This window comes from Streptomyces sp. NPDC050534 (genome assembly GCF_044457745.1).
Lineage (GTDB): Bacteria > Actinomycetota > Actinomycetes > Streptomycetales > Streptomycetaceae > Streptomyces.
The window spans coordinates 1-19654 of record NZ_JBITHF010000030.1 but is presented as its reverse complement, the minus strand read 5'-3'; the positions used below and the strand labels follow the sequence as shown (position 1 = coordinate 19654).

Below are 19654 nucleotides of genomic sequence, written 5' to 3'. Positions count from 1 at the left end.
GGCCCCGGTCGAACAGGACAGCGCCACAGGGGCACCACGCGCACACGACGTCGTTGCCCCCACGATCTTGATCCCTTACGTTCCGTTTTGCAGCGGATTGTCGTTCGCCTCAGGGAGCCGCCATGAACAGCCTGCGCAGCCGCGTCAGCGCCGTCGACCGGCACAGACGCCACCGTTCGACGGCCCGCGCGATCCGGCGGCTGCTGCCCGAGCCGGAGAGCTGGCTGGACGTCGGCACGGGCGAGGCCCACTTCCCCGAGACGGCACGGGAACTCTTCCCGTACACCTCCATCGACGGCCTCGACCCGGGCCCGCGGGTGGCGTACGCCCGCCATCTGGAGCGCATCGAGGAGGCGTACGCGGGGCATGTGACGGACCGGCACATCACGTCGATCCTGCGCGGCCGCTACGACGTCGTCACCCTCCTCGACCGCCGCTCGCCCGTGCCGGACCCCCGCACCGAACTCCCCGCCGCCCTCTCGCTCCTGCGCCCCGGCGGCCTCCTCCTGGTGGAGGCGGCCCCCCGGGAGTCGTACGAACTGCGCCGCCGGCTCGAGGCCCAGGACTGCACGATCGTGGCCGCGAGCCGGCACGTCCTGGACCGGCTCCCGTACACGTACCGGATCATCGTGCGCCGGCCCCGGTCAGCCGCGTAGCACCAGCGCCTGGCCCGCCACCACCAGCACCACGTGCTCGCACTCGCCGGCGAACGCGGCGTTCAGGCGGCCGAGTTCGTCCCGGTAGCGCCGTCCGGACGCCGTGGCCGGCACGATGCCCGAGCCCACCTCGTTCGACACGGCGACCACGGTGCGCCGGGTGGCGCGCACCGCCCGGGTCAGCTCCCGCACCCGCTCACGCAGCGCCCGCTCCCCGGCGTCCGCCCACACCGCGTCGTCCCACGCCCCGACGGAGTCCATCGCGTCCGTCAGCCACAGGGACAGGCAGTCGATCAGCAGCGGCGGCCCGTCGTCCTTGAGCAGCGGAACCAGGTCGCAGGTCTCGACCGTCCGCCAGGACCCCGGACGCCGCTCCCGGTGGGTCGCGACCCGCGAGGCCCACTCGGTGTCGCCGCCCCGGGTGCCGCCCGTCGCCACGTACAGCACGCCGGGGAAGGCCTCCAGGCGCCGCTCGGCCTCCACGGACTTCCCGGACCGGGCCCCGCCCAGCACCAGCGTGCGCCGCGGTACGTCGGGCACGTCCTCGTACACCCCCGCCGTCAGCGTCGTCCCGTCCGGCACGGCCCGCGCCCCCGCGGCGGCGAGCCGCCGTCCCAACTCGCGTCCCGGCGGCACGTCGTGGTCCAGGTGGACGGCGACGACGTCCGTGGTCGGTCCGAGCGCCCCCACCGCCCGCAGCTTGGCCGCCGCGTCGGGACGCCCCACGACATCGGCGAGCACCATGTCGTACGACTCGGCCGACCCGTTCTCCAGCCCGGCCGGTGCGCCGCCGGGCGGCAGGTACAGCAGCCGCTGCCCGTTCGGTCCGGTCACCGCGTACCCGGTGCCCGGCGCGTCCATCGCCACCGCCCGCACCCGATGCCCCGTCAGCAGCGCCAACTCCCGCCCGTCCGGCACCCGTCCGGGGTGCGGCACGCCCGCGGGCACCTCGACCGGCGGTCCGTCGTGCGGATGCGAGAGCAGCACCTGCCGTACGCCGCCCAGCGAATGCCCGGACCGCGCGGCCGCGAACGCGGCGCCCGGCGTCAGGTCGAGCAGCAGCGTCCCGTCCACGAGCACGGCGGTCGCCGCCCGCGCGTCACCGCCGAGCGCGGTCGCGCAGGCGGCGCAGGGACAGTCGGGGCGGGGCAGGCCCGCGGGGGCACCGGTGCCGAGCAGAGTCACTTCCACGACAGGCATTTTCGCGTGTCTGCGCAGGTGCCGCCCGTCCGACTAGTCTTTCGGGCAGGAGCCGGACCAAGATCCGGCTTCTGCTCTGCAGGTGCCCCAGACACGGGAGGCGTACATGGCGGCATGGACGTGGCGTTTCGAGAAGGCGGACGGGGCTGAGGTCCAGCCCGCGGTGCAGCCCGAGGAGTTCACCACGCAGGGAGACGCCGAGTCCTGGATCGGGGAGCACTGGAAGGCCCTTGAGGAGGGTGGCGCCGACCAGGTGCGGCTGTTCGAGGACTCCTCGGAGATCTACGGGCCGATGAGCCTGCACGCCGAGGAGGCGTAGGCGGCACGAGGGACACGGAGTGGGGCGGCCGGGTTCCGGCCGCCCCTTTCACTGTTCGCCCAGCGTCACGTCGGCCTTCTTCTCCTGGCCGTCGCGCATGTACGTCACCGACGTCTTCTCGCCCGGCTTGTCCGCGGCCAGCGCCTCGGTCAGCGACGTGATCGTGGTGATGTCCGTGTCACCCAGCCGGGTGATGACGTCCCCGGCCCGCAGACCGGCCTTGTCGGCCGCTCCGCCGCTCTTCACCTCGACCACCGCGACCCCGACGGGCTGGAGCTGGTCGTCGACGACCGTGCGGCCCGTGATGTTGAGCGCGGCCCGGCCCGAGTCGGTGACCTTGCCGCTCTTGATGATCTGGCCGGCGATCGTCTTCACCAACGACGAGGGGATCGCGAACCCGATGCCGGGCGCCGCGCTGTTGCCGAGGTTCGGGTCGATGGCGGCGAGCGTCGGAATGCCGATGACCTGCCCGTCGAGGTTGGCCAGGGCGCCGCCGCTGTTGCCCGGGTTGATGGCCGCCGACGTCTGGATCATGTTCGCGATCGTCGCGCCCGTACCGCCGCCCGAGCTGTTCTCGGTGACGGTCCGTCCGGTCGCCGAGACGATCCCCTGCGTCACGCTGGACGACAGCCCGAGCGGTGAGCCCATCGCCAGCACGATCTGACCGACCTGCACCTTCGAGGAGTCCGCGAAGGTGGCCGCCTTGAGCCCCTTCGGCATCGTGTCCAGCTTGATGACGGCGAGGTCCTGCGCGGGGTACGCGTAGACGCTCCGGGCGGTGAGCGTGTTCTCGCTGTTGGCGGTCGTCACCTGGAACGTCTTCTGGTTCCCGACGACGTGTGCGTTGGTGACGACGTGCCCCTGGTCGTCGTAGACGATCCCCGAGCCCAGGTCGTTGCCCGCCTGGATCTGCACCACCGACGGCAGTACGTCCTTGATCACCTTCTGGTAGTCGCTCTGCAGATCCTCGCCCGACATGGGTACGGCGGCCGGCGCGGCCTGGGTGGCCGGCTTCTCCCGCTGCCCCTGGGACGCGGAACCGGAGCAGCCCGCGAGGAGCGCGAGGCAACAGCACAGCGCGGCGGCCGAGACGAGCAGCCGGACGGCGGGGGTACGGGAAACGTCCATGCCCCGAGTCTCACTTCGGGCCGGACGCCCGGCTCGTGGTGCACGCCCGAATGGGGCTCAGCCGCGCACCCCGCACAGGTGCAGCAGCGCCGCCACCGCGCGGTAGGGATCCGTCCGCCCGGCCCGCTCCTCGGCCGCCAGCAGGGACTCCACGTCGGCCGGCACCTCCGCCCCGTCCGCCGCGGTGTCCGTGAACACCCGCACCCCGTACCAGGCGTGCAGGGGCGCGCCGATCCCGGCGAGCGTGGCCGTCAGCGTCTTCAGCCGGTCGGCCCGCACGTCGAGCCCCAGCCGGTTGGTGTACGACACCGTGTCGAAGGCGCCGAACGCGGCCGGCCAGTCGCCGGACAGCCCCGGCCGCATCGCCAGCGCGTCGGCGTTGCGCACGAGCAGCGACAGCAGGCCGCCGTGGGCGAGCATCCGGGCCAGCCCCGCCAGCAGCGGGTCCGGCTCCTGGACGTACATCAGTACGCCGTGGCACAGCACCACGTCGAAGCTTCCCGGCAGGAAGTGCACGCCCGTGTCCCGGCCGTCGCCCTCGATGATCCGCATCCGCTCCCGGATGCCCTCGGGCTCACCGGCGAGTGCCTGGCGGGCGACCGCGACCATCGTGGCGTCCTGCTCCAGGCCGGTCACCTGGTGCCCGGCCCGCGCCAGCCGCAGCGCCTGTGTGCCCTGGCCCATGCCCACGTCGAGTACCCGCAGCCGCTGCCCGACCCGGAACCGCGCCGCCATCTGCTCGTCGAGCTGCCGGGCCACCAGCTCCTGGCGTACGACATCCCGCAGCCCGCCCAGCTTGCTCAGCCAGGCATCCGCCGCGCCCCCGGAGAAAGATGTCGTGCTCAGGGCCGCTCTCCGCGCTTGACCTGCGGCTTCGGCAGCCGGAGGCGACGCATCTGCAGGGAGCGCATCAGGGCGTAGCGGGTGGCGCCCTTCGTGTTCTGGTCGGGGAAGCGCGCGGCGAGCGCCTTCCGCAGCCGGACGGCGCTGACGACCGCGTCCAGCACGATCAGCACGATCACGATGAGCCACAGCAGCAGTGCGATGTTCTGCAGCGCGGGCACCCGGACGATGCTCAGCACGAGGATGACCACGGCCATGGGCAGGAAGAACTCCGCCACGTTGAACCGGGAGTCGATCCAGTCGCGCGCGAACTTGCGGACCGGGCCCTTGTCGCGGGCCGGCAGGTAGCGCTCGTCACCTCCGGCCAGCGCCTGACGCTGCCGGTCCAGCGCGGCGCGGCGATCGGAGCGCTGGCGCTTGGCGGCGTCCTTCCGCGTCATCGAGGTGTTGGCGACGCTGCGGCGCTGGGACTGGGCCTCATTGCGCTTGGGCGTGGGCCTGCCCTTCGGGGCCTGCGGGTCTCTGGGCTGCTTGGAGTCGGTCACGGACACCTTGGCGGTGCTGACCTTCTCTTCCTTGGCACGGCTACGGAACACAAAACCCAAGGGTACGGGGTGGCCGGGGTTGGACCCCAGCCCCGCGGGGAACGATCCGGCAACACCAGTCGTCATGTAAGGGACAGAGGGGACGTTGCGCACGCTGCGGTTCCCTGGGGGGCCACCTACTCCCTACGCCGGATCGGGATCGGCAGCAGTCGTCCTTGCGGATGAGCGCATCCGTCCCCGAACAGTGCGTCAATGGATGCAGGGCCCGTACTGTGGGTTCTGTCGCAGAGCTGGAGCCGGAGTCGGTCAGAAGGGGGCGCGCGAAGCCCATGAGCGGTGTCATGAAGCGTATGGGGATGATCTTCCGCGCGAAGGCGAACAAGGCCCTTGACCGGGCCGAGGACCCGCGCGAGACCCTCGATTACTCGTACCAGAAGCAGTTGGAGCTGCTCCAGAAGGTGCGCCGAGGCGTGGCGGACGTGGCCACGTCCCGCAAGCGACTGGAACTCCAGCTGAACCAGCTGCAGTCGCAGTCGTCCAAGCTGGAGGACCAGGGCCGCAAGGCACTGGCGCTGGGCCGTGAGGACCTGGCCCGCGAGGCGCTGTCGCGCCGCGCCGCGCTCCAGCAGCAGGTCACAGACCTGGAGACGCAGCACGCGACGCTGCAGGGGGAGGAGGAGAAACTCACCCTGGCGGCCCAGCGGCTGCAGGCCAAGGTCGACGCCTTCCGCACCAAGAAGGAGACCATCAAGGCCACGTACACGGCGGCCCAGGCGCAGACCCGTATCGGCGAGGCGTTCTCCGGGATCTCCGAGGAGATGGGCGACGTCGGCCTTGCGATCCAGCGCGCCGAGGACAAGACGGCGCAGCTCCAGGCCCGCGCCGGCGCCATCGATGAACTGCTCGCCTCGGGCGCCCTGGACGACCAGTCCGGGATGCACAAGGACGAGATCCAGGCCGAGCTGGACCGGATCTCCGGTGGTACGGATGTAGAGCTGGAACTGCAGAAGATGAAGGCGGAGCTGGCCGGCGGCTCGCAGCAGCAGGCCATCGAGGGCGGCACCGGTGAAGGACAGTCCCAGCAGCAGCCGACGGACACCCCGCGCTTCGACAAGCAGTAGGGGCCACGCCTAGGAGGCCGACATGGGCGACATGATCGTACGGATCATGGGGGAGGGGCAGGTGAGGCTGGCCGAGAGCCACCTCGCCGAGCTCAACAAGCTGGACGACGAACTCCTTCGGGAGATGGAGAACGGCGACGGCCCCGGCTTCCGCCGCACCCTGGGGGCGCTCCTCGCCAAGGTCCGCGATCTCGGCGCCCCGGTCCCCGACGACTCCCTGGAACCGTCGGACCTGATCCTGCCGTCCCCGGACGCCACCTTGGAGGAGGTCCGGGAACTGCTGAGCGACGACGGTCTGATCCCGGGCTGACGGCTCTCCCCGGCGCCGGTCCCCATCGACGGCGGCTGCCAAGCCACGGCCACTGGTTCCCGCGCCGAGAACACCCCCGTACTGTCAGAGCGTGAGCACACTCGACCGCACCAGATGCCAGCTCAAAGCCCATCCGCTGGCACTGGACGCGGCCCTCGCGGCCGGCGTGCTCGCCTGCATGGTGGCCGGCTCCTTCGTCGATCCGAACGGCAGGAACGGCGGCGAGTGGGACATCCGCACCCCCGACACGCTCGCCCTGGTCCTCATGACCCTCGGCGCCCTCGCCCTGGTCTTCCGCCGCCGCGTCCCGCGGACGGTCCTCGCCCTCACCGGCACCGTCTCGGTCATCGAGTCCGTCGTCGACGACCCCAGGGCACCGGTCGCGATGTCCGCGGTCGTCGCCCTGTTCACCGTCGCCGCCACCACCGACCGCCCCACCACCTGGCGCCTCGGCCTGCTGACGATGACCGTGCTCACCGGCGCCGCCATGCTCGCCGGCCCCCTGCCCTGGTACGCCCAGGAGAACCTCGCCATCTTCGCCTGGACCGGCATCGGCGCCACCGCGGGCGACGCCGTCCGCAGCCGCCGTGCCGTCGTGCAGGCCATACGCGAGCGCGCCGAACGCGCGGAACGCACCCGCGAGGAGGAGGCCCGCCGCCGCGTCGCCGAGGAACGCCTGCGCATCGCCCGCGACCTGCACGACGTCGTCGCCCACCACATCGCCCTGGTCAACGTGCAGGCCGGCGTCGCCGCGCATGTCATGGACAAGCGGCCCGACCAGGCCAAGGAGGCTCTCGCCCACGTCCGCGAGGCCAGCCGCTCCGCGCTCAACGAACTCCGCGCCACCGTCGGCCTGCTGCGCCAGTCCGGCGACCCCGAGGCCCCGACCGAACCGGCCCCCGGCCTGGACCGCCTCGACGAACTCGTCGGCACCTTCCGCAGCGCGGGCCTGCATGTCGACGTCGCCCGCGCCGACCAGGGCACCAGCCTGCCCGCCGCCGTCGGCCTGGCCGCCTACCGCGTCATCCAGGAAGCCCTCACCAACGTGCAGAAGCACGCCGGCACGGAGGCCAAGGCCGAGGTCAGCGTGGTACGCGTCGGCCCGAACGTGGAGATCACCGTCCTCGACAACGGCGCCACCGAGGACGACGAGCCCGCGAGCGGCGGCGGCCACGGCCTGCTCGGCATGCGCGAGCGCGTCACCGCACTGCGCGGCACCCTCACCACCGGCCCCCGCTACGGCGGCGGCTTCCGCGTCCATGCCATCCTTCCGGTCAGGACCCGCTCCCGCGCCGCGGAAGACGCCGTATGACCCGCCGCCGTAGGACCCACCGCCGTATGACGACCCGCCGCCGTACGACCCGCCGCCGTACGGCGCCCCGGACACCCACCACCCCGCACCCTGCGAAGGACCCTGCATGACGACCATCCGCGTCCTGCTCGCCGACGACCAGGCCCTGCTCCGCAGCGCGTTCCGCGTGCTCGTCGACTCCGAGCCCGACATGGAGGTGGTCGGCGAGGCGTCCGACGGCGCGGAGGCGGTCCGCCTGGCCAAGGAGCAGCGGGCCGACGTCGTCCTGATGGACATCCGGATGCCCGGCACCGACGGCCTCGCCGCCACCCGCATGATCAGCGCCGAGCCGTCCCTCGCCCAGGTCCGCGTGGTGATCCTGACGACCTTCGAGGTCGACGACTACGTGGTCCAGTCCCTGCGCGCCGGCGCCTCCGGCTTCCTCGGCAAGGGCAGCGAACCGGACGAGCTGCTGAGCGCCATCCGCATCGCGGCCGGCGGCGAGGCCCTGCTCTCCCCGGCCGCCACCAAGGGCCTGATCGCCCGCTTCCTCGCGCAGGGCGACTCCGCCGACGACGGCCGCGATCCCGCCCGCTCCGAACGGCTCGGCACGCTCACCGTCCGTGAGCGCGAGGTCCTGGTCCAGGTCGCCGGCGGCCACTCCAACGACGAGATCGCCGAACGCCTCGAGGTCAGCCCGCTCACCGTGAAGACGCACGTCAACCGGGCCATGTCCAAGCTGGGGGCGCGCGACCGGGCCCAGCTGGTGGTGATCGCGTACGAGTCCGGGCTGGTACGTCCGAGGGTGGAGTGACCTCAACCCTCCGTACTGCACCCGGAGTATGCGCCGGATAAGTAAATGGACCTGGGGCCTACGGATCACCTCACGGTGATGGCTCAGGGTGTAGGGGCGGGCGCTCACCTGTGCGCCGCTCCTCCCCTCCGCCGCTCACCGAAGAGAGACCCTCACCCATGTCCTGGCTGTCCAGGTTCAGCCTCGCGCAACGGGCCCTGATCGGACTGATGTCCCTCATCGCCCTCGCCTTCGGGGCGATAGCGATACCCCAGCTCAAGCAGCAGCTGCTGCCCTCCATCGAACTGCCCATGGTGTCCGTGCTGGCGCCGTACCAGGGCGCTTCCCCGGAGGTGGTCGAGAAGCAGGTCGTGGAGCCGATCGAGGACAACCTCGAGGCCGTCGACGGCATTTCGGGCGTCACCTCCAAGGCCAGTGAGGGCAACGCCGTGATCATGGCGTCCTTCGACTACGGCAACGACACCAAGCAGCTCGTCGCCGACGTGCAGCAGGCGGTCAACCGGGCCCGGGTCAGGCTCCCGGACGACGTCGACCCGCAGGTCGTCGCCGGCTCGACCGACGACATGCCGACCGTCGTCCTCGCGGTCACCTCCGGCAAGGACCAGCAGGCCCTCGCCGACCAGCTGGACAAGACCGTCGTACCGGCGCTGAAGGACGTCGACGGCGTCGGCCAGGTCACCGTCGACGGCGTACGGGACCTCCAGGTCGCCGTCACGCCGGACGACAGGAAGCTGGCGGCGGCCGGCCTGACCGCGCAGGCCCTGTCGCAGTCGCTGCAGGCGGGCGGCGCCACCGTCGCCGCGGGCTCCTTCGACGAGGACGGCCGCAACCGCACCGTCCAGGTCGGCGGCGGCTTCACCTCGCTGGAGCAGATCAGGAACCTGATGGTCACGGGCGCGGGCACCCCCGCCAGTAAGCCCGTACGCCTCGGTGACGTCGCCACGGTGCGGCAGCAGCAGGCCGCGGCCGACTCCATCACCCGCACCGACGGCAAACCGTCCCTCGCCGTGATGGTCACCATGGACCACGACGGCAGCGCGGTCGCCATCTCGGACGCCGTCAAGGACAGACTCCCGGCCCTGCGCGGGGACCTGGGCTCCGAGACGAAGATCACGGTCGTCAGCGACCAGGGCCCGGCGGTCTCGAAGTCCATCAGCGGCCTGACGACGGAGGGCGCGCTCGGCCTGCTCTTCGCGGTCCTCGTCATCCTGGTCTTCCTCGCGTCCGTCCGCTCGACGCTCGTCACGGCCGTGAGCATCCCGCTCTCGGTCGTCCTGGCCCTGATCGTGCTGTGGACGCGGGACCTCTCGCTCAACATGCTGACGCTGGGCGCCCTGACCATCGCCATCGGCCGGGTCGTCGACGACTCGATCGTGGTCCTGGAGAACATCAAACGGCACCTCGGCTACGGCGAGGAGCGCCAGGAGGCCATCCTCAAGGCGGTCCGCGAGGTCGCCGGCGCCGTCACCTCCTCCACCCTCACCACGGTCGCCGTGTTCCTCCCGATCGGCCTGGTCGGCGGCATGGTGGGCGAGCTGTTCGGCTCGTTCAGCATCACGGTGACGGCGGCCCTGCTGGCGTCGCTGCTGGTCTCGCTGACGGTCGTGCCGGTGCTGTCGTTCTGGTTCCTGCGCGCCCCGAAGGGCACGCCCGAGGACGCCGTCGAGGCCCGCCGAAAGGCCGAGGAGAAGGAGGCGAGGAGCAGGCTCCAGCGCCTCTACGTCCCCGTCCTGCGCTTCGCCACCCGCCGCCGCCTGACCAGCGTGCTGCTCGCGGCGGTGATCCTGGTCGGCACGTTCGGCATGGCTCCGCTGCTGAAGACCAACTTCTTCGACCAGGGCGATCAGGAAGTCCTCACCGTCAAGCAGGAGTTGCGGCCGGGCACCGGCCTGGGCGCCACCGACGCCTCCGCGCGGAAGGTCGAGAAGCTGCTCGCCGGCGTCAGGGGCGTCAAGGACTACCAGGTCACGGTGGGCTCGTCCGGCTTCATGGCGGCGTTCGGCGGCGGCACGGGCACCAACCAGGCGTCGTACCAGGTCATGCTGGACGGCAAGGCGTCGTACGAGGACGTGCAGAACGACATCGAGTCGGGCCTGAAGAAGCTCTCCGGCATCGGCACGACCACCGTCTCGGCCGGTGACGGCTTCGGCAACCAGGACCTGAGCGTCGTCGTGAAGGCGGCCGACGCGGAGGTGCTGAGCAAGGCGTCGGACCAGGTGCGCTCCGCCGTCGCGGGCCTCGACCACGTCACCGACGTCAGCAGCGACCTCTCGCAGAGCGTGCCGCAGATCTCGGTCAAGGCCAACTCCAAGGCGGCCGCGGCCGGTTTCAGCGATCAGACCCTGGGCGCGGCCGTCGCCGAGGCGGTCAAGGGGACCACCGCCGCGAAGGCGGTCCTGGACGACACCGAGCGTGACGTCGTCATCAGGTCGGCGAAGCCCGCGACGACCCTGGACCAGTTGAGGAACCTCCGCCTCGGCCCGGTGAAGCTCGGCGACATCGCCACGGTGAAGCTGGCCGACGGGCCGGTGTCGATGACCCGCATCGACGGCCGGCGGGCGGCGACCATCACCGCCAAGCCGACCGGTGACAACACCGGCGCGGTCAGCACCAAACTGCAGGCCAGGATCAAGGCCCTGAAGCTCCCCGCGGGCGCCACGGCCGAGATCGGCGGCGTCACCTCCGACCAGGACGACGCGTTCAAGAACCTGGGCCTGGCGATGCTGGCGGCGATCGCCATCGTCTTCATGCTCCTGGTCGCGACCTTCCGCTCGCTGGCCCAGCCGCTGATCCTGCTGGTCTCCATCCCGTTCGCGGCGACGGGCGCGATCGGCCTGCTGGTCGCCACCGGCACCCCGATGGGCGTTCCCGCGATGATCGGCATGCTGATGCTGATCGGCATCGTGGTGACGAACGCGATCGTGCTGATCGACCTGATCAACCAGTACCGCCAGCAGGGGCGCGGCGTCGTCGAGGCCGTGATCGAGGGCGGCCGCCACCGGCTGCGCCCGATCCTCATGACGGCCCTGGCGACGATCTTCGCGCTGCTCCCGATGGCCCTCGGCGTCACCGGTGAGGGTGGCTTCATCGCCCAGCCGCTCGCCGTGGTCGTCATCGGCGGCCTGATCACGTCGACCCTGCTGACCCTGCTCCTCGTCCCGACGCTCTACGCGATGCTCGAGCTCCGCAAGGAGCGCCGCGCGAAGAAGCGGGCGGCGAAGAGGCGGGCGAAGACGGAAACGACGGAGAGGGAGCTGGAGCCGGCCGGCGTCTGAGCACCTGTTGAACCACCGAGGCCCCGGCCCGCGCAGTGCGGACCGGGGCCTCGGTGGTCATCCGGCCGGAGCCCTACGGCAGCGCCAGCATCCGCTCCAGCGCCAGCTTCGCGAACGCCTCCGTCTCCTTGTCGACCTCGATCCGGTTGACCAGGTTGCCCTCGGCCAGCGACTCCAGGGTCCAGACCAGGTGGGGGAGGTCGATGCGGTTCATGGTCGAGCAGAAGCAGACCGTCTTGTCGAGGAAGACGATCTCCTTGCCCTCGGGCGCGAAACGGTTCGCGAGCCGGCGTACGAGATTGAGCTCGGTGCCGATGGCCCACTTGGAACCGGCCGGGGCCGCCTCCAGGGCCTTGATGATGTACTCCGTCGAGCCGACGTAGTCCGCCGCCGCCACGACCTCGTGCCTGCACTCGGGGTGGACGAGGACGTTCACGCCCGGGATGCGCTCGCGGACGTCGTTGACCGAGTCCAGCGAGAACCGGCCGTGCACCGAGCAGTGGCCGCGCCACAGGATCATCTTCGCGTCGCGCAGCTGCTCGGCCGTCAGCCCGCCGTTCGGCTTGTGCGGGTTGTAGAGGACGCAGTCCTCCAGGGACATGCCCATGTCCCGCACCGCCGTGTTCCGGCCGAGGTGCTGGTCGGGCAGGAACAGCACCTTCTCGCCCTGCTCGAAGGCCCACTCGAGGGCCCGCTGGGCGTTGGACGAGGTGCAGATCGTGCCGCCGTGCTTGCCGGTGAACGCCTTGATGTCGGCGGAGGAGTTCATGTACGACACCGGCACGACCTGCTCGGCCACGCCGGCCTCGGTCAGCACGTCCCAGCACTCGGCGACCTGTTCGGCCGTGGCCATGTCGGCCATGGAGCAGCCGGCGGCGAGGTCCGGCAGGACCACCTTCTGCTCGTCGGACGTCAGGATGTCGGCGGACTCCGCCATGAAGTGCACACCGCAGAACACGATGTACTCGGCTTCCGGCCGCGCCGCCGCGTCCCGGGCCAGCTTGAAGGAGTCACCCGTCACGTCGGCGAACTGGATGACCTCGTCGCGCTGGTAGTGGTGGCCGAGCACGAAGACCTTGTCGCCGAGCTTCTCCTTGGCCGCGCGGGCGCGGGCCACGAGATCGGGGTCGGACGGCGAGGGCAGGTCACCGGGACACTCGACGCCGCGCTCGCTCTTCGGGTCGGCCTCGCGGCCGAGGAGCAGCAGGGCAAGAGGAGTCGGCTGTACGTCGAGCTCCGGGGTCTGGGCGGTGGTCACGACACGCACCCTTTCTACTTTTCGTCGAATTGACGTTATCTATCATAACCCGGTTCACGTCAGTTTGACGATGGTTCATAGCGTCGATGTGACGTGAATCCCGGCGCTCACCGGCGAGGGACCTTTGGGCCGCTGTCCGCTTCCTCCTGCGTGTGCGAGCATGAAGGAACAGGCGAAAAGACAAGTTGCTCGGCGCGGAATGAATCCGCGGCCCCGGCGGTTGCAATCGTCGGCAAGCAGTCTCCGTACAACCCGGGAGAGATGTAGATGTCCGTATCGGACGAGACCAGCACCGTCACCGACGGCATCATGCTGTCCGACGCCGCCGCGGCGAAGGTGAAGGCCCTGCTCGACCAGGAAGGCCGTGACGACCTGGCCCTGCGCGTGGCCGTCCAGCCCGGTGGTTGCTCCGGCCTGCGCTACCAGCTCTTCTTCGACGAGCGCTCGCTCGACGGCGACGTGGTCAAGGACTTCGGCGGCGTCAAGGTCGTCACCGACCGCATGAGCGCCCCGTACCTGGGTGGCGCGTCCATCGACTTCGTCGACACCATCGAGAAGCAGGGCTTCACGATCGACAACCCGAACGCGACGGGTTCCTGCGCCTGCGGCGACTCCTTCAGCTGAGCCGTTCGGCCCACCGACGCAGCCGAAGGCGGCGGCCCCCTCCGACGGGGCCGCCGCCTTCGTGTCTTTCCGGGACCTCCCGGCCGCCGGTCTACTGCACCGCGGCGGTCCGGGGCAGCCGTGCCCCCTGCTTCGCCTGCGGAAGCGCCCTGCCGTCCGAGCCCTTGACCGTGCGGTCCCCGACCGGCCGGTCCAGCTGCACGGTCTTGTGGAACTCCTTGGCGATCATGATGCAGACCTTGCCCTTCCAGGGCTTCTCGGTCACCTTGACCGTCACCTGGTCCGCGCTCTCGCTAGCCGTCGCCGAGTAGTCCGCGCACACGCCGCCCGTGAAGCCCACGGTCAGCTCCCTGCCGTCCGCCGTGTAGCCGTCCACCTTGACGTCACGCGTGGCCGGCGCCGAGGTCGGCTCGTCGCCCGGGGCGGTCGCCGACGGGGTGGGCGGGGCCGAGTTCGACGCCAGGTACTTCGGGTCTACGGCCGGATACGTCACCGTGAAGCCGTTCTGCGCGCCCGCGCCCTTCACCTGGAACAGCCAGGCCGGCACCAGTGCCTGCCGCCCGTCCACGGCCCGCGCTGCCAGCCCGAACACCGCGCTCTCGATGGTGACGGTCTCCTTCGGAGCCGTGCCCGTCGTCGACCGCCCGCACGGCTGCTCCAGCCGGTCCTTGAGGGGTACGGGGCTGGCGCAGCCGCCGATGCCCATGCGGTGGTCGGTCGTGGGCGCCGAGTTCATCAGCGCCAGCGTCTTCCCCGCGCCCAGCACGGGATAGGTGTCGCTCTTCGCCGGCGCCTTCAACTGGCCGGTGCCGCCGACCACTTCGCCCTGCGCGCTCACCGTCAGACCGGTCGCCCAGCCGTAGGTGGGCAACCCACCGACCCGGGGGTTCGCGTTCACCACCCGCTGGGCGCCCATGACCTGGCTCGCGTCCACCTTGGCGTCGTCCTGCCCGATCGCCTTCAGCACCGGCGCCGCGGCCCGCTCGGCGTCCGCCTCGCTCACCCGCTTCCCGGCCGGGTTCGCGGGGTCCTTCGTGCACGTGGCGATGCCGTTGCAGTTGTCGGTGCCGGCCGCGTACCGGCGGAACGTCCACGTCCCCGGCGCCTGCCTGTCCACCACCAGGCTCGGCCCGGACCCGTCCTTGGAGGGACCGACCTGCCAGGCCTGCCCCCGCACCACCGGCGTCCCGTCCAGCCCGAGCGCCTTCGCCAGCCGTGCCACCTCGTCCTTGCCGACCTCACCGCTCGCCCGGTACACGGGCGCGGAGCCGGGACCGCCGGGAAGCGAGCCGTCGGCCTTGTACGTCACGCCGTACGGATTGGGCTCCCCGGGCGCGATCCCGTTCGAACCCCCCCCGGAGGACCCGTCGAGCGCCAGCGGCGGGGGAGTGCCACCGTCCCCGGGCGCCCCGGAGCCCGCACCTGCGCCGCTCCCTCCGGAAGCCCCCATGGCCAGATACGCACCACCACCTCCTACGAGCAGCACGGCAGCGGCGACGGAGGCGACGAGTACGGGGCTGCGCCGACGGGAGGCCGGGGCGGGGCCGAGCTCGTGGGGGCCGGGGACCTCGGTGGGGTCGGCGGCGCCCTCATTCCCACCGGGGCGCTCGTCCCCACCCGCGCCGTCGTCTCCACCGGCGTCGGTGTCGACGTCGGCTTCGGCTTCGGCAGCGGCAGCGGTGTCGGCTGCGGCAGCGTGGTCGGTGTCGGAGTCGGCTTCGGCAGCCTCGTCCGAAGCGGCCGTACCGGCGTTGTCGTCGCGACCGGCCGTCTCCGCCTCGGCCCGGGCCTCGGCAGCGCCCTCCCGGGCCGGCTCCGGAGCGTCCGGACCGGCCTCGGCGGCGCCGGGAGCCTCGGCGCCGGTGGCGCGCTGCTCCGTGCTGTCGCTCCGCTCGTCGGCGGAGTCGGCGGCGTCGTTGTCGGGTCGCTCGGTGTTCACCGCATCGCTCCTTCGGCTGCACTGCTGTCCTGTAACCCTGACCCGGCCCTGTCAAATCGGACGGCCGGAGGGTCGTATCGCGCATCCCCTCGAAGGGGGACGGCGATGGGACGCAGCGGGGGAGCGCGCGGTTCCCTCAAGCGCGCCGAACGGAGCTGCCGGGCAGTGTTCAGTCGCCGTAGTCCGACATGGCCTCCAGCAGGCGGGCCGAGGTCGGAGGCACCTTCACGCCGTGGATGAGTGACAGGGGGACCGGAAGGGGAACGATCCGTTCGGGGGCGGCCCAGTGGGGGACCATCCGGGCGCAGTCGCCTCGCAGCGACGCGAGGTCACCTTCGAGGTCGACCGGTGCCGGAGTATGGACCTTGAGGTTCGTCATAACGGAACCGTATGCACGCACAAGCCCGCGAAGAAAGATCTACTATCGGGTAGTTTTGGCCACTTCAGAGGCTCGTCACGACCCGGTAGCGTGAACTGTCAACCCGTCTCCCCTCAGGAGAGAATCCCCCGTGCGCATCGCAGTCACAGGCTCCATCGCCACCGACCACCTCATGACCTTCCCAGGCCGCTTCGCCGACCAGCTCGTCGCGGACCAGCTGCACACGGTCTCGCTCTCCTTCCTGGTCGACAACCTCGACGTGCGCCGGGGCGGCGTCGGCGCGAACATCGCCTTCGGCATGGGCCAGCTCGGCACGGAGCCGATCCTGGTCGGCGCCGCCGGCTTCGACTTCGACGAGTACCGCGCCTGGCTGGAACGCCACGGCGTCGACACCGACTCCGTCCGTATCTCGGAGACGCTGCACACCGCGCGCTTCGTGTGCACCACCGACGCCGACCACAACCAGATCGGCTCGTTCTACACGGGTGCGATGAGCGAGGCCCGGCTGATCGAGCTGAAGACCGTCGCGGACCGCGTCGGCGGCCTCGACCTGGTCCTGATCGGCGCCGACGACCCGGAGGGCATGCTCCGGCACACGGAGGAGTGCCGCTCGCGCGGTATCCCCTTCGCCGCCGACTTCTCCCAGCAGATCGCCCGGATGAACGGCGACGAGATCCGGATACTGCTGGACGGCGCGACGTACCTCTTCTCGAACGAGTACGAGAAGGGCCTGATCGAGTCCAAGACCGGCTGGAGCGACGCCGAGATCCTCGCCAAGGTCGGCACCCGCGTCACCACGCTCGGCTCGCGCGGCGTCCGCGTCGAGCGGGACGGCGAGGACCCGATCGAGGTCGGCTGCCCCGACGAGGAGCGCAAGGCCGACCCCACGGGCGTCGGCGACGCCTTCCGCGCGGGCTTCCTGTCGGGCCTGGCCTGGGGCGTCTCGCTGGAGCGCGCCGCGCAGGTCGGCTGCATGCTGGCGACCCTCGTCATCGAGACCGTGGGCACGCAGGAGTACCAGCTGCGCCGGGGCCACTTCATGGACCGCTTCACGAAGGCGTACGGCGACGAGCCCGCGGCCGAGGTCCGCAAGTACCTGGCCTGATTCGCCCGGTGCGGGCGCGTGGGGGCTGGTCGCACAGGCCCCCGCGCCCCCGCGGGGCGTTCAGGCCACGCGGCGGACCAGGTACGCCGTACCCCGTTCCGCCGGCTCCTCGCCCACGTACTCCTGTTCCCGCATCTCGCACCACGCGGGGATGTCCAGACGGGCCGCCTCGTCGTCGGAGAGCACGCGGACCAGGCCGCCGACCGGCACGTCCCCGATGACCTTGGCCAGCTCGATGACGGGGATCGGGCAGCGCTTGCCGAGGGCGTCGACGACCAGGACGTCCTGCTGCACGGTGGCTGCCGGAGCCGGCGCCCCGAGCTTGTCGCGCACCCCCGCCACGGCCCCCGGCAGCACCTCCAGGAACCGCTCGACGTCCTCCGCGCCCGTTCCCGTCGGCAGCGACACCCGCACGTTCCCCTCGCTCAGCACCCCCATCGCCTTCAGCACATGGCTGGGCGTCAGCGTGCTGCTCGTGCACGACGACCCGGACGAGACGGAGAAACCCGCCCGGTCCAGCTCGTGCAGCAGTGTCTCTCCGTCGACATAGAGACAGGAGAAGGTGACGATCCCGGGCAGCCGCCGCTCCGGATCCCCGACCACCTCCACGTCCGGCACCAGCTCGGGCACCCGCACCCGGATCCGCTCCGTCAGCTCCCGCAGCCGTAGCGCCTCTTGCGCGGCCTCCGCGCGCACCGCCCGCAGCGAGGCGGCCGCCGCCACGATCGCCGGCAGGTTCTCGAACCCGGCGGCCCGCCCCGACTCCCGCTCGTCGGCAGGCCCTTGCGGCGCGAACCGCACGCCCTTGCGTACGGCGAGCAGTCCCACCCCCGAGGGGCCGCCCCACTTGTGGGCACTGCCCGTCAGCAGCGACCAGTCGCCCTCGACCGGCCCCCACCCGAGCGACTGCGCCGCGTCCACCAGCAGCGGCACCCCGGACTCGCGGCACAGCGCGGCCACTTCCGCCACCGGCTGCTCGGTCCCCACCTCGTGGTTGGCCGACTGAAGACAGGCCAGCGCGGTGCCGGGGCGCAGAGCGGCGGCGTAGGACGCCGGCGTCACCCGGCCCTGGCGGTCCACCTCGACCTGAGTGACGCTCCCGCCGCCGGCCTCGTGCGTGTCAGCCGCATGGAGTACCGAGGAGTGTTCGACCGCCGACACGATCAGGTGACGCCCGATCCGGTGACGCCCGGCCAACGCCCCCGCGATTCCGGTGTGCACGGCCCGCGTCCCGGACGAGGTGAACACCAGCTCGTCGGCCCGGCACCCCACGGCCTCGGCGGCGGCCTCCCGCGCCGCGTCCAGCAGCATCCTGGCCCGCCGCCCCTCCCGGTACAGCCGTGCGGGATCGGCCCACCCCTCGTCCAGGGAGGCCAACAGCGCATGACGGGCGACAGGATGAAGAGGCGCGGAGGAAGCGGCATCGAAATAGGACATACGCAAACGCTATGACGAGGCCCGCGGAAGGCGACCGACTGGGGCGCGGGGAACTGGTCGACCTGCCACAAATCACCCGCAGCCGCCAAACCAGCGAACCACCCTGCCCACTAGGCCCCCCTCCCCGCGAACCCCCGGAGGGCGTCGGCTAGGGTTTGGTCCGCATAAACATCCAAACCCCTGCCCGACGCAGGGCGGCGACCGACCACCGAAGAGGCAGGCCGCAGCCATCGCGCGGGCGAGACTCTCGGGAAGGCGCTACGTGAGTCCCAACGGCTCCGACCGCTCGCCGCGGCGCCCGATGCGGCGGAAGCTGCTGCAGGCAATGACCGCGGGCCTGGTCCTGGCGACCGCCACCGGTTGCACATACAAGGACTTCCCCCGCCTTGGTATGCCCACCCCGACCACGGAAGAGGGTCCGCGGATCCTCTCCCTGTGGCAGGGATCCTGGGCCGCCGCGCTCGCCACCGGCGTGCTCGTGTGGGGCCTGATCATCTGGAGCACGATCTTCCACCGGCGCAGCCGCACCAAGGTCGAGGTTCCGCCGCAGACCCGGTACAACATGCCGATCGAGGCGCTGTACACGGTCGTTCCGCTCGTCATCGTCTCGGTGCTCTTCTACTTCACGGCCCGCGACGAGACGAAGCTCCTCAGCCTCTCGCCCAAGCCGGACGTCACGGTGAACGTCGTGGGCTTCCAGTGGAGCTGGGGCTTCAACTACATCGCGCCCGTCGCGGGTTCCACCGGCAACGCGAAGACCGACAAGAACCTGGCCAACATTCCGGACCGGTTCAAGAAGGACTTCCCGGCGAACGCCGGCGGTGTCTACGACGTCGGCACCCCCGCCACCAGGAACCCCCAGACCGGCAACCCGGGCCCGACCCTGTGGCTGCCGGAGGGCAAGACGGTCCGCTTCGTCCTCACCTCTCGTGACGTCATCCACTCCTTCTGGGTGGTGCCGTTCCTGATGAAGATGGACGTCATCCCGGGCCACACCAACTCCTTCCAGGTGACCCCCAACAAGGAGGGCACCTTCCTGGGCAAGTGCGCCGAGCTGTGCGGCGTCGACCACTCCCGGATGCTGTTCAACGTGAAGGTCGTCTCCCCCGAGCGCTACGAGCAGCACCTCAAGGACCTCGCCAAGAAGGGGCAGACCGGTTACGTTCCCGCCGGCATCGCGCAGACGAGCCACGAGAAGAACCGGGAGACGAACAACCTGTGAGCATCCTCAACGAACCCCAGGGTGCCGCGGCAGCTGAGGGACACTACTCAGACGAGCTGCCGGTCCGGCGCAAGCAGCCCGGCAATGTCGTGATCAAGTGGCTGACGACCACTGACCACAAGACGATCGGGACGCTGTATCTCGTCACGTCGTTCGCGTTCTTCCTGATCGGCGGCGTGATGGCGCTG

General features: G+C 71.1%; 18 protein-coding genes and 1 pseudogene. 11 read left to right on the top strand and 8 right to left on the bottom strand.

Going from position 1 to position 19654, the window contains the following annotated elements:
* The first annotated feature begins 122 nt into the window (after positions 1–122).
* Positions 123–656 carry a methyltransferase domain-containing protein gene (locus tag ACIBN2_RS46490; RefSeq protein WP_399143857.1) on the top strand — a complete coding sequence of 178 codons (534 nt, stop codon included), beginning with the start codon at positions 123–125 and terminating at the stop codon, positions 654–656.
* Here the strand turns inward: ACIBN2_RS46490 and ACIBN2_RS46485 are convergent.
* The gene (locus ACIBN2_RS46485; protein WP_399143856.1) at positions 645–1847 is read right to left on the bottom strand and encodes a bifunctional adenosylcobinamide kinase/adenosylcobinamide-phosphate guanylyltransferase; all 1203 of its coding nucleotides are present in this window, start codon (positions 1845–1847) and stop codon (positions 645–647) included. The genes ACIBN2_RS46490 and ACIBN2_RS46485 overlap by 12 nt on opposite strands.
* Positions 1848–1962: 115 nt before the next feature.
* Between ACIBN2_RS46485 and ACIBN2_RS46480 the strand changes: the two genes are divergently transcribed.
* The gene (locus tag ACIBN2_RS46480; RefSeq protein ID WP_399143855.1) at positions 1963–2175 is read left to right on the top strand and encodes a hypothetical protein; all 213 of its coding nucleotides are present in this window, start codon (positions 1963–1965) and stop codon (positions 2173–2175) included.
* 48 nt (positions 2176–2223) lie between these two features.
* Here the strand turns inward: ACIBN2_RS46480 and ACIBN2_RS46475 are convergent, their stop codons facing one another.
* The 3 genes from ACIBN2_RS46475 to ACIBN2_RS46465 form a co-directional block, all read right to left on the bottom strand.
* The gene (locus ACIBN2_RS46475; protein WP_399143854.1) at positions 2224–3303 is read right to left on the bottom strand and encodes a S1C family serine protease; all 1080 of its coding nucleotides are present in this window, start codon (positions 3301–3303) and stop codon (positions 2224–2226) included.
* 57 nt (positions 3304–3360) lie between these two features.
* Positions 3361–4062, bottom strand: coding sequence for a class I SAM-dependent methyltransferase (locus ACIBN2_RS46470; protein WP_399143853.1), 702 nt, complete (start codon positions 4060–4062; stop codon positions 3361–3363).
* Between the two features lie 83 nt (positions 4063–4145).
* Positions 4146–4817 carry a DUF3043 domain-containing protein gene (locus tag ACIBN2_RS46465; protein ID WP_399143852.1) on the bottom strand — a complete coding sequence of 224 codons (672 nt, stop codon included), beginning with the start codon at positions 4815–4817 and terminating at the stop codon, positions 4146–4148.
* A 215-nt stretch (positions 4818–5032) separates the two neighbouring features.
* On the opposite strand from ACIBN2_RS46465, the gene ACIBN2_RS46460 reads away from it, so the two are divergent.
* The 5 genes from ACIBN2_RS46460 to ACIBN2_RS46440 all read left to right on the top strand — a co-directional run bounded on the left by ACIBN2_RS46460 (position 5033) and on the right by ACIBN2_RS46440 (position 11502).
* Positions 5033–5812, top strand: a complete 780-nt coding sequence (locus ACIBN2_RS46460) for a PspA/IM30 family protein (RefSeq protein WP_399143851.1) — start codon at positions 5033–5035, stop codon at positions 5810–5812.
* A 31-nt stretch (positions 5813–5843) separates the two neighbouring features.
* The gene (locus ACIBN2_RS46455) at positions 5844–6122 is read left to right on the top strand and encodes a hypothetical protein (protein WP_399143866.1); all 279 of its coding nucleotides are present in this window, start codon (positions 5844–5846) and stop codon (positions 6120–6122) included.
* Between the two features lie 91 nt (positions 6123–6213).
* Entirely contained in the window at positions 6214–7434 is a 1221-nt protein-coding gene (locus ACIBN2_RS46450; RefSeq protein ID WP_399143850.1) for a sensor histidine kinase, read from the top strand.
* Positions 7435–7540: 106 nt separating this feature from the next.
* Positions 7541–8227: a response regulator gene (locus ACIBN2_RS46445; RefSeq protein ID WP_399143849.1), complete on the top strand. Its 687-nt coding sequence runs from the start codon at positions 7541–7543 to the stop codon at positions 8225–8227.
* Positions 8228–8385: 158 nt separating this feature from the next.
* Positions 8386–11502 (top strand): efflux RND transporter permease subunit, encoded by a 3117-nt coding sequence (locus ACIBN2_RS46440; RefSeq protein WP_399143848.1) that lies wholly within the window; start codon positions 8386–8388, stop codon positions 11500–11502.
* A gap of 73 nt (positions 11503–11575) precedes the next feature.
* Here ACIBN2_RS46440 and nadA read toward each other — a convergent pair whose 3' ends face one another.
* Positions 11576–12760, bottom strand: coding sequence for a quinolinate synthase NadA (nadA, locus tag ACIBN2_RS46435; RefSeq protein WP_399143847.1), 1185 nt, complete (start codon positions 12758–12760; stop codon positions 11576–11578).
* Positions 12761–13027: 267 nt separating this feature from the next.
* On the opposite strand from nadA, the gene ACIBN2_RS46430 reads away from it, so the two are divergent.
* Positions 13028–13384: an iron-sulfur cluster assembly accessory protein gene (locus ACIBN2_RS46430; protein ID WP_399143846.1), complete on the top strand. Its 357-nt coding sequence runs from the start codon at positions 13028–13030 to the stop codon at positions 13382–13384.
* A gap of 91 nt (positions 13385–13475) precedes the next feature.
* Here the strand turns inward: ACIBN2_RS46430 and ACIBN2_RS46425 are convergent, their stop codons facing one another.
* The gene (locus ACIBN2_RS46425) at positions 13476–15323 is read right to left on the bottom strand and encodes a hypothetical protein (protein ID WP_399143845.1); all 1848 of its coding nucleotides are present in this window, start codon (positions 15321–15323) and stop codon (positions 13476–13478) included.
* Between the two features lie 169 nt (positions 15324–15492).
* Positions 15493–15702, bottom strand: a complete 210-nt coding sequence (locus tag ACIBN2_RS46420; RefSeq protein ID WP_393870323.1) for a hypothetical protein — start codon at positions 15700–15702, stop codon at positions 15493–15495.
* Between the two features lie 130 nt (positions 15703–15832).
* Between ACIBN2_RS46420 and ACIBN2_RS46415 the strand changes: the two genes are divergently transcribed.
* Positions 15833–16807 (top strand): carbohydrate kinase family protein, encoded by a 975-nt coding sequence (locus tag ACIBN2_RS46415; RefSeq protein ID WP_399143844.1) that lies wholly within the window; start codon positions 15833–15835, stop codon positions 16805–16807.
* A gap of 60 nt (positions 16808–16867) precedes the next feature.
* Here ACIBN2_RS46415 and ACIBN2_RS46410 read toward each other — a convergent pair whose 3' ends face one another.
* Positions 16868–18244 (bottom strand): cysteine desulfurase/sulfurtransferase TusA family protein, encoded by a 1377-nt coding sequence (locus ACIBN2_RS46410; protein WP_399143843.1) that lies wholly within the window; start codon positions 18242–18244, stop codon positions 16868–16870.
* Between the two features lie 262 nt (positions 18245–18506).
* On the opposite strand from ACIBN2_RS46410, the gene coxB reads away from it, so the two are divergent.
* Both coxB and ACIBN2_RS46400 read left to right on the top strand, forming a co-directional pair.
* A complete protein-coding gene (coxB, locus tag ACIBN2_RS46405; RefSeq protein ID WP_399143842.1) occupies positions 18507–19466 on the top strand; it encodes a cytochrome c oxidase subunit II in 960 nt (319 codons plus the stop codon).
* Positions 19463–19654 (top strand): annotated as a pseudogene (locus tag ACIBN2_RS46400) (cytochrome ubiquinol oxidase subunit I); the annotation flags it as partial. The gene coxB and the pseudogene ACIBN2_RS46400, both read left to right, overlap by 4 nt.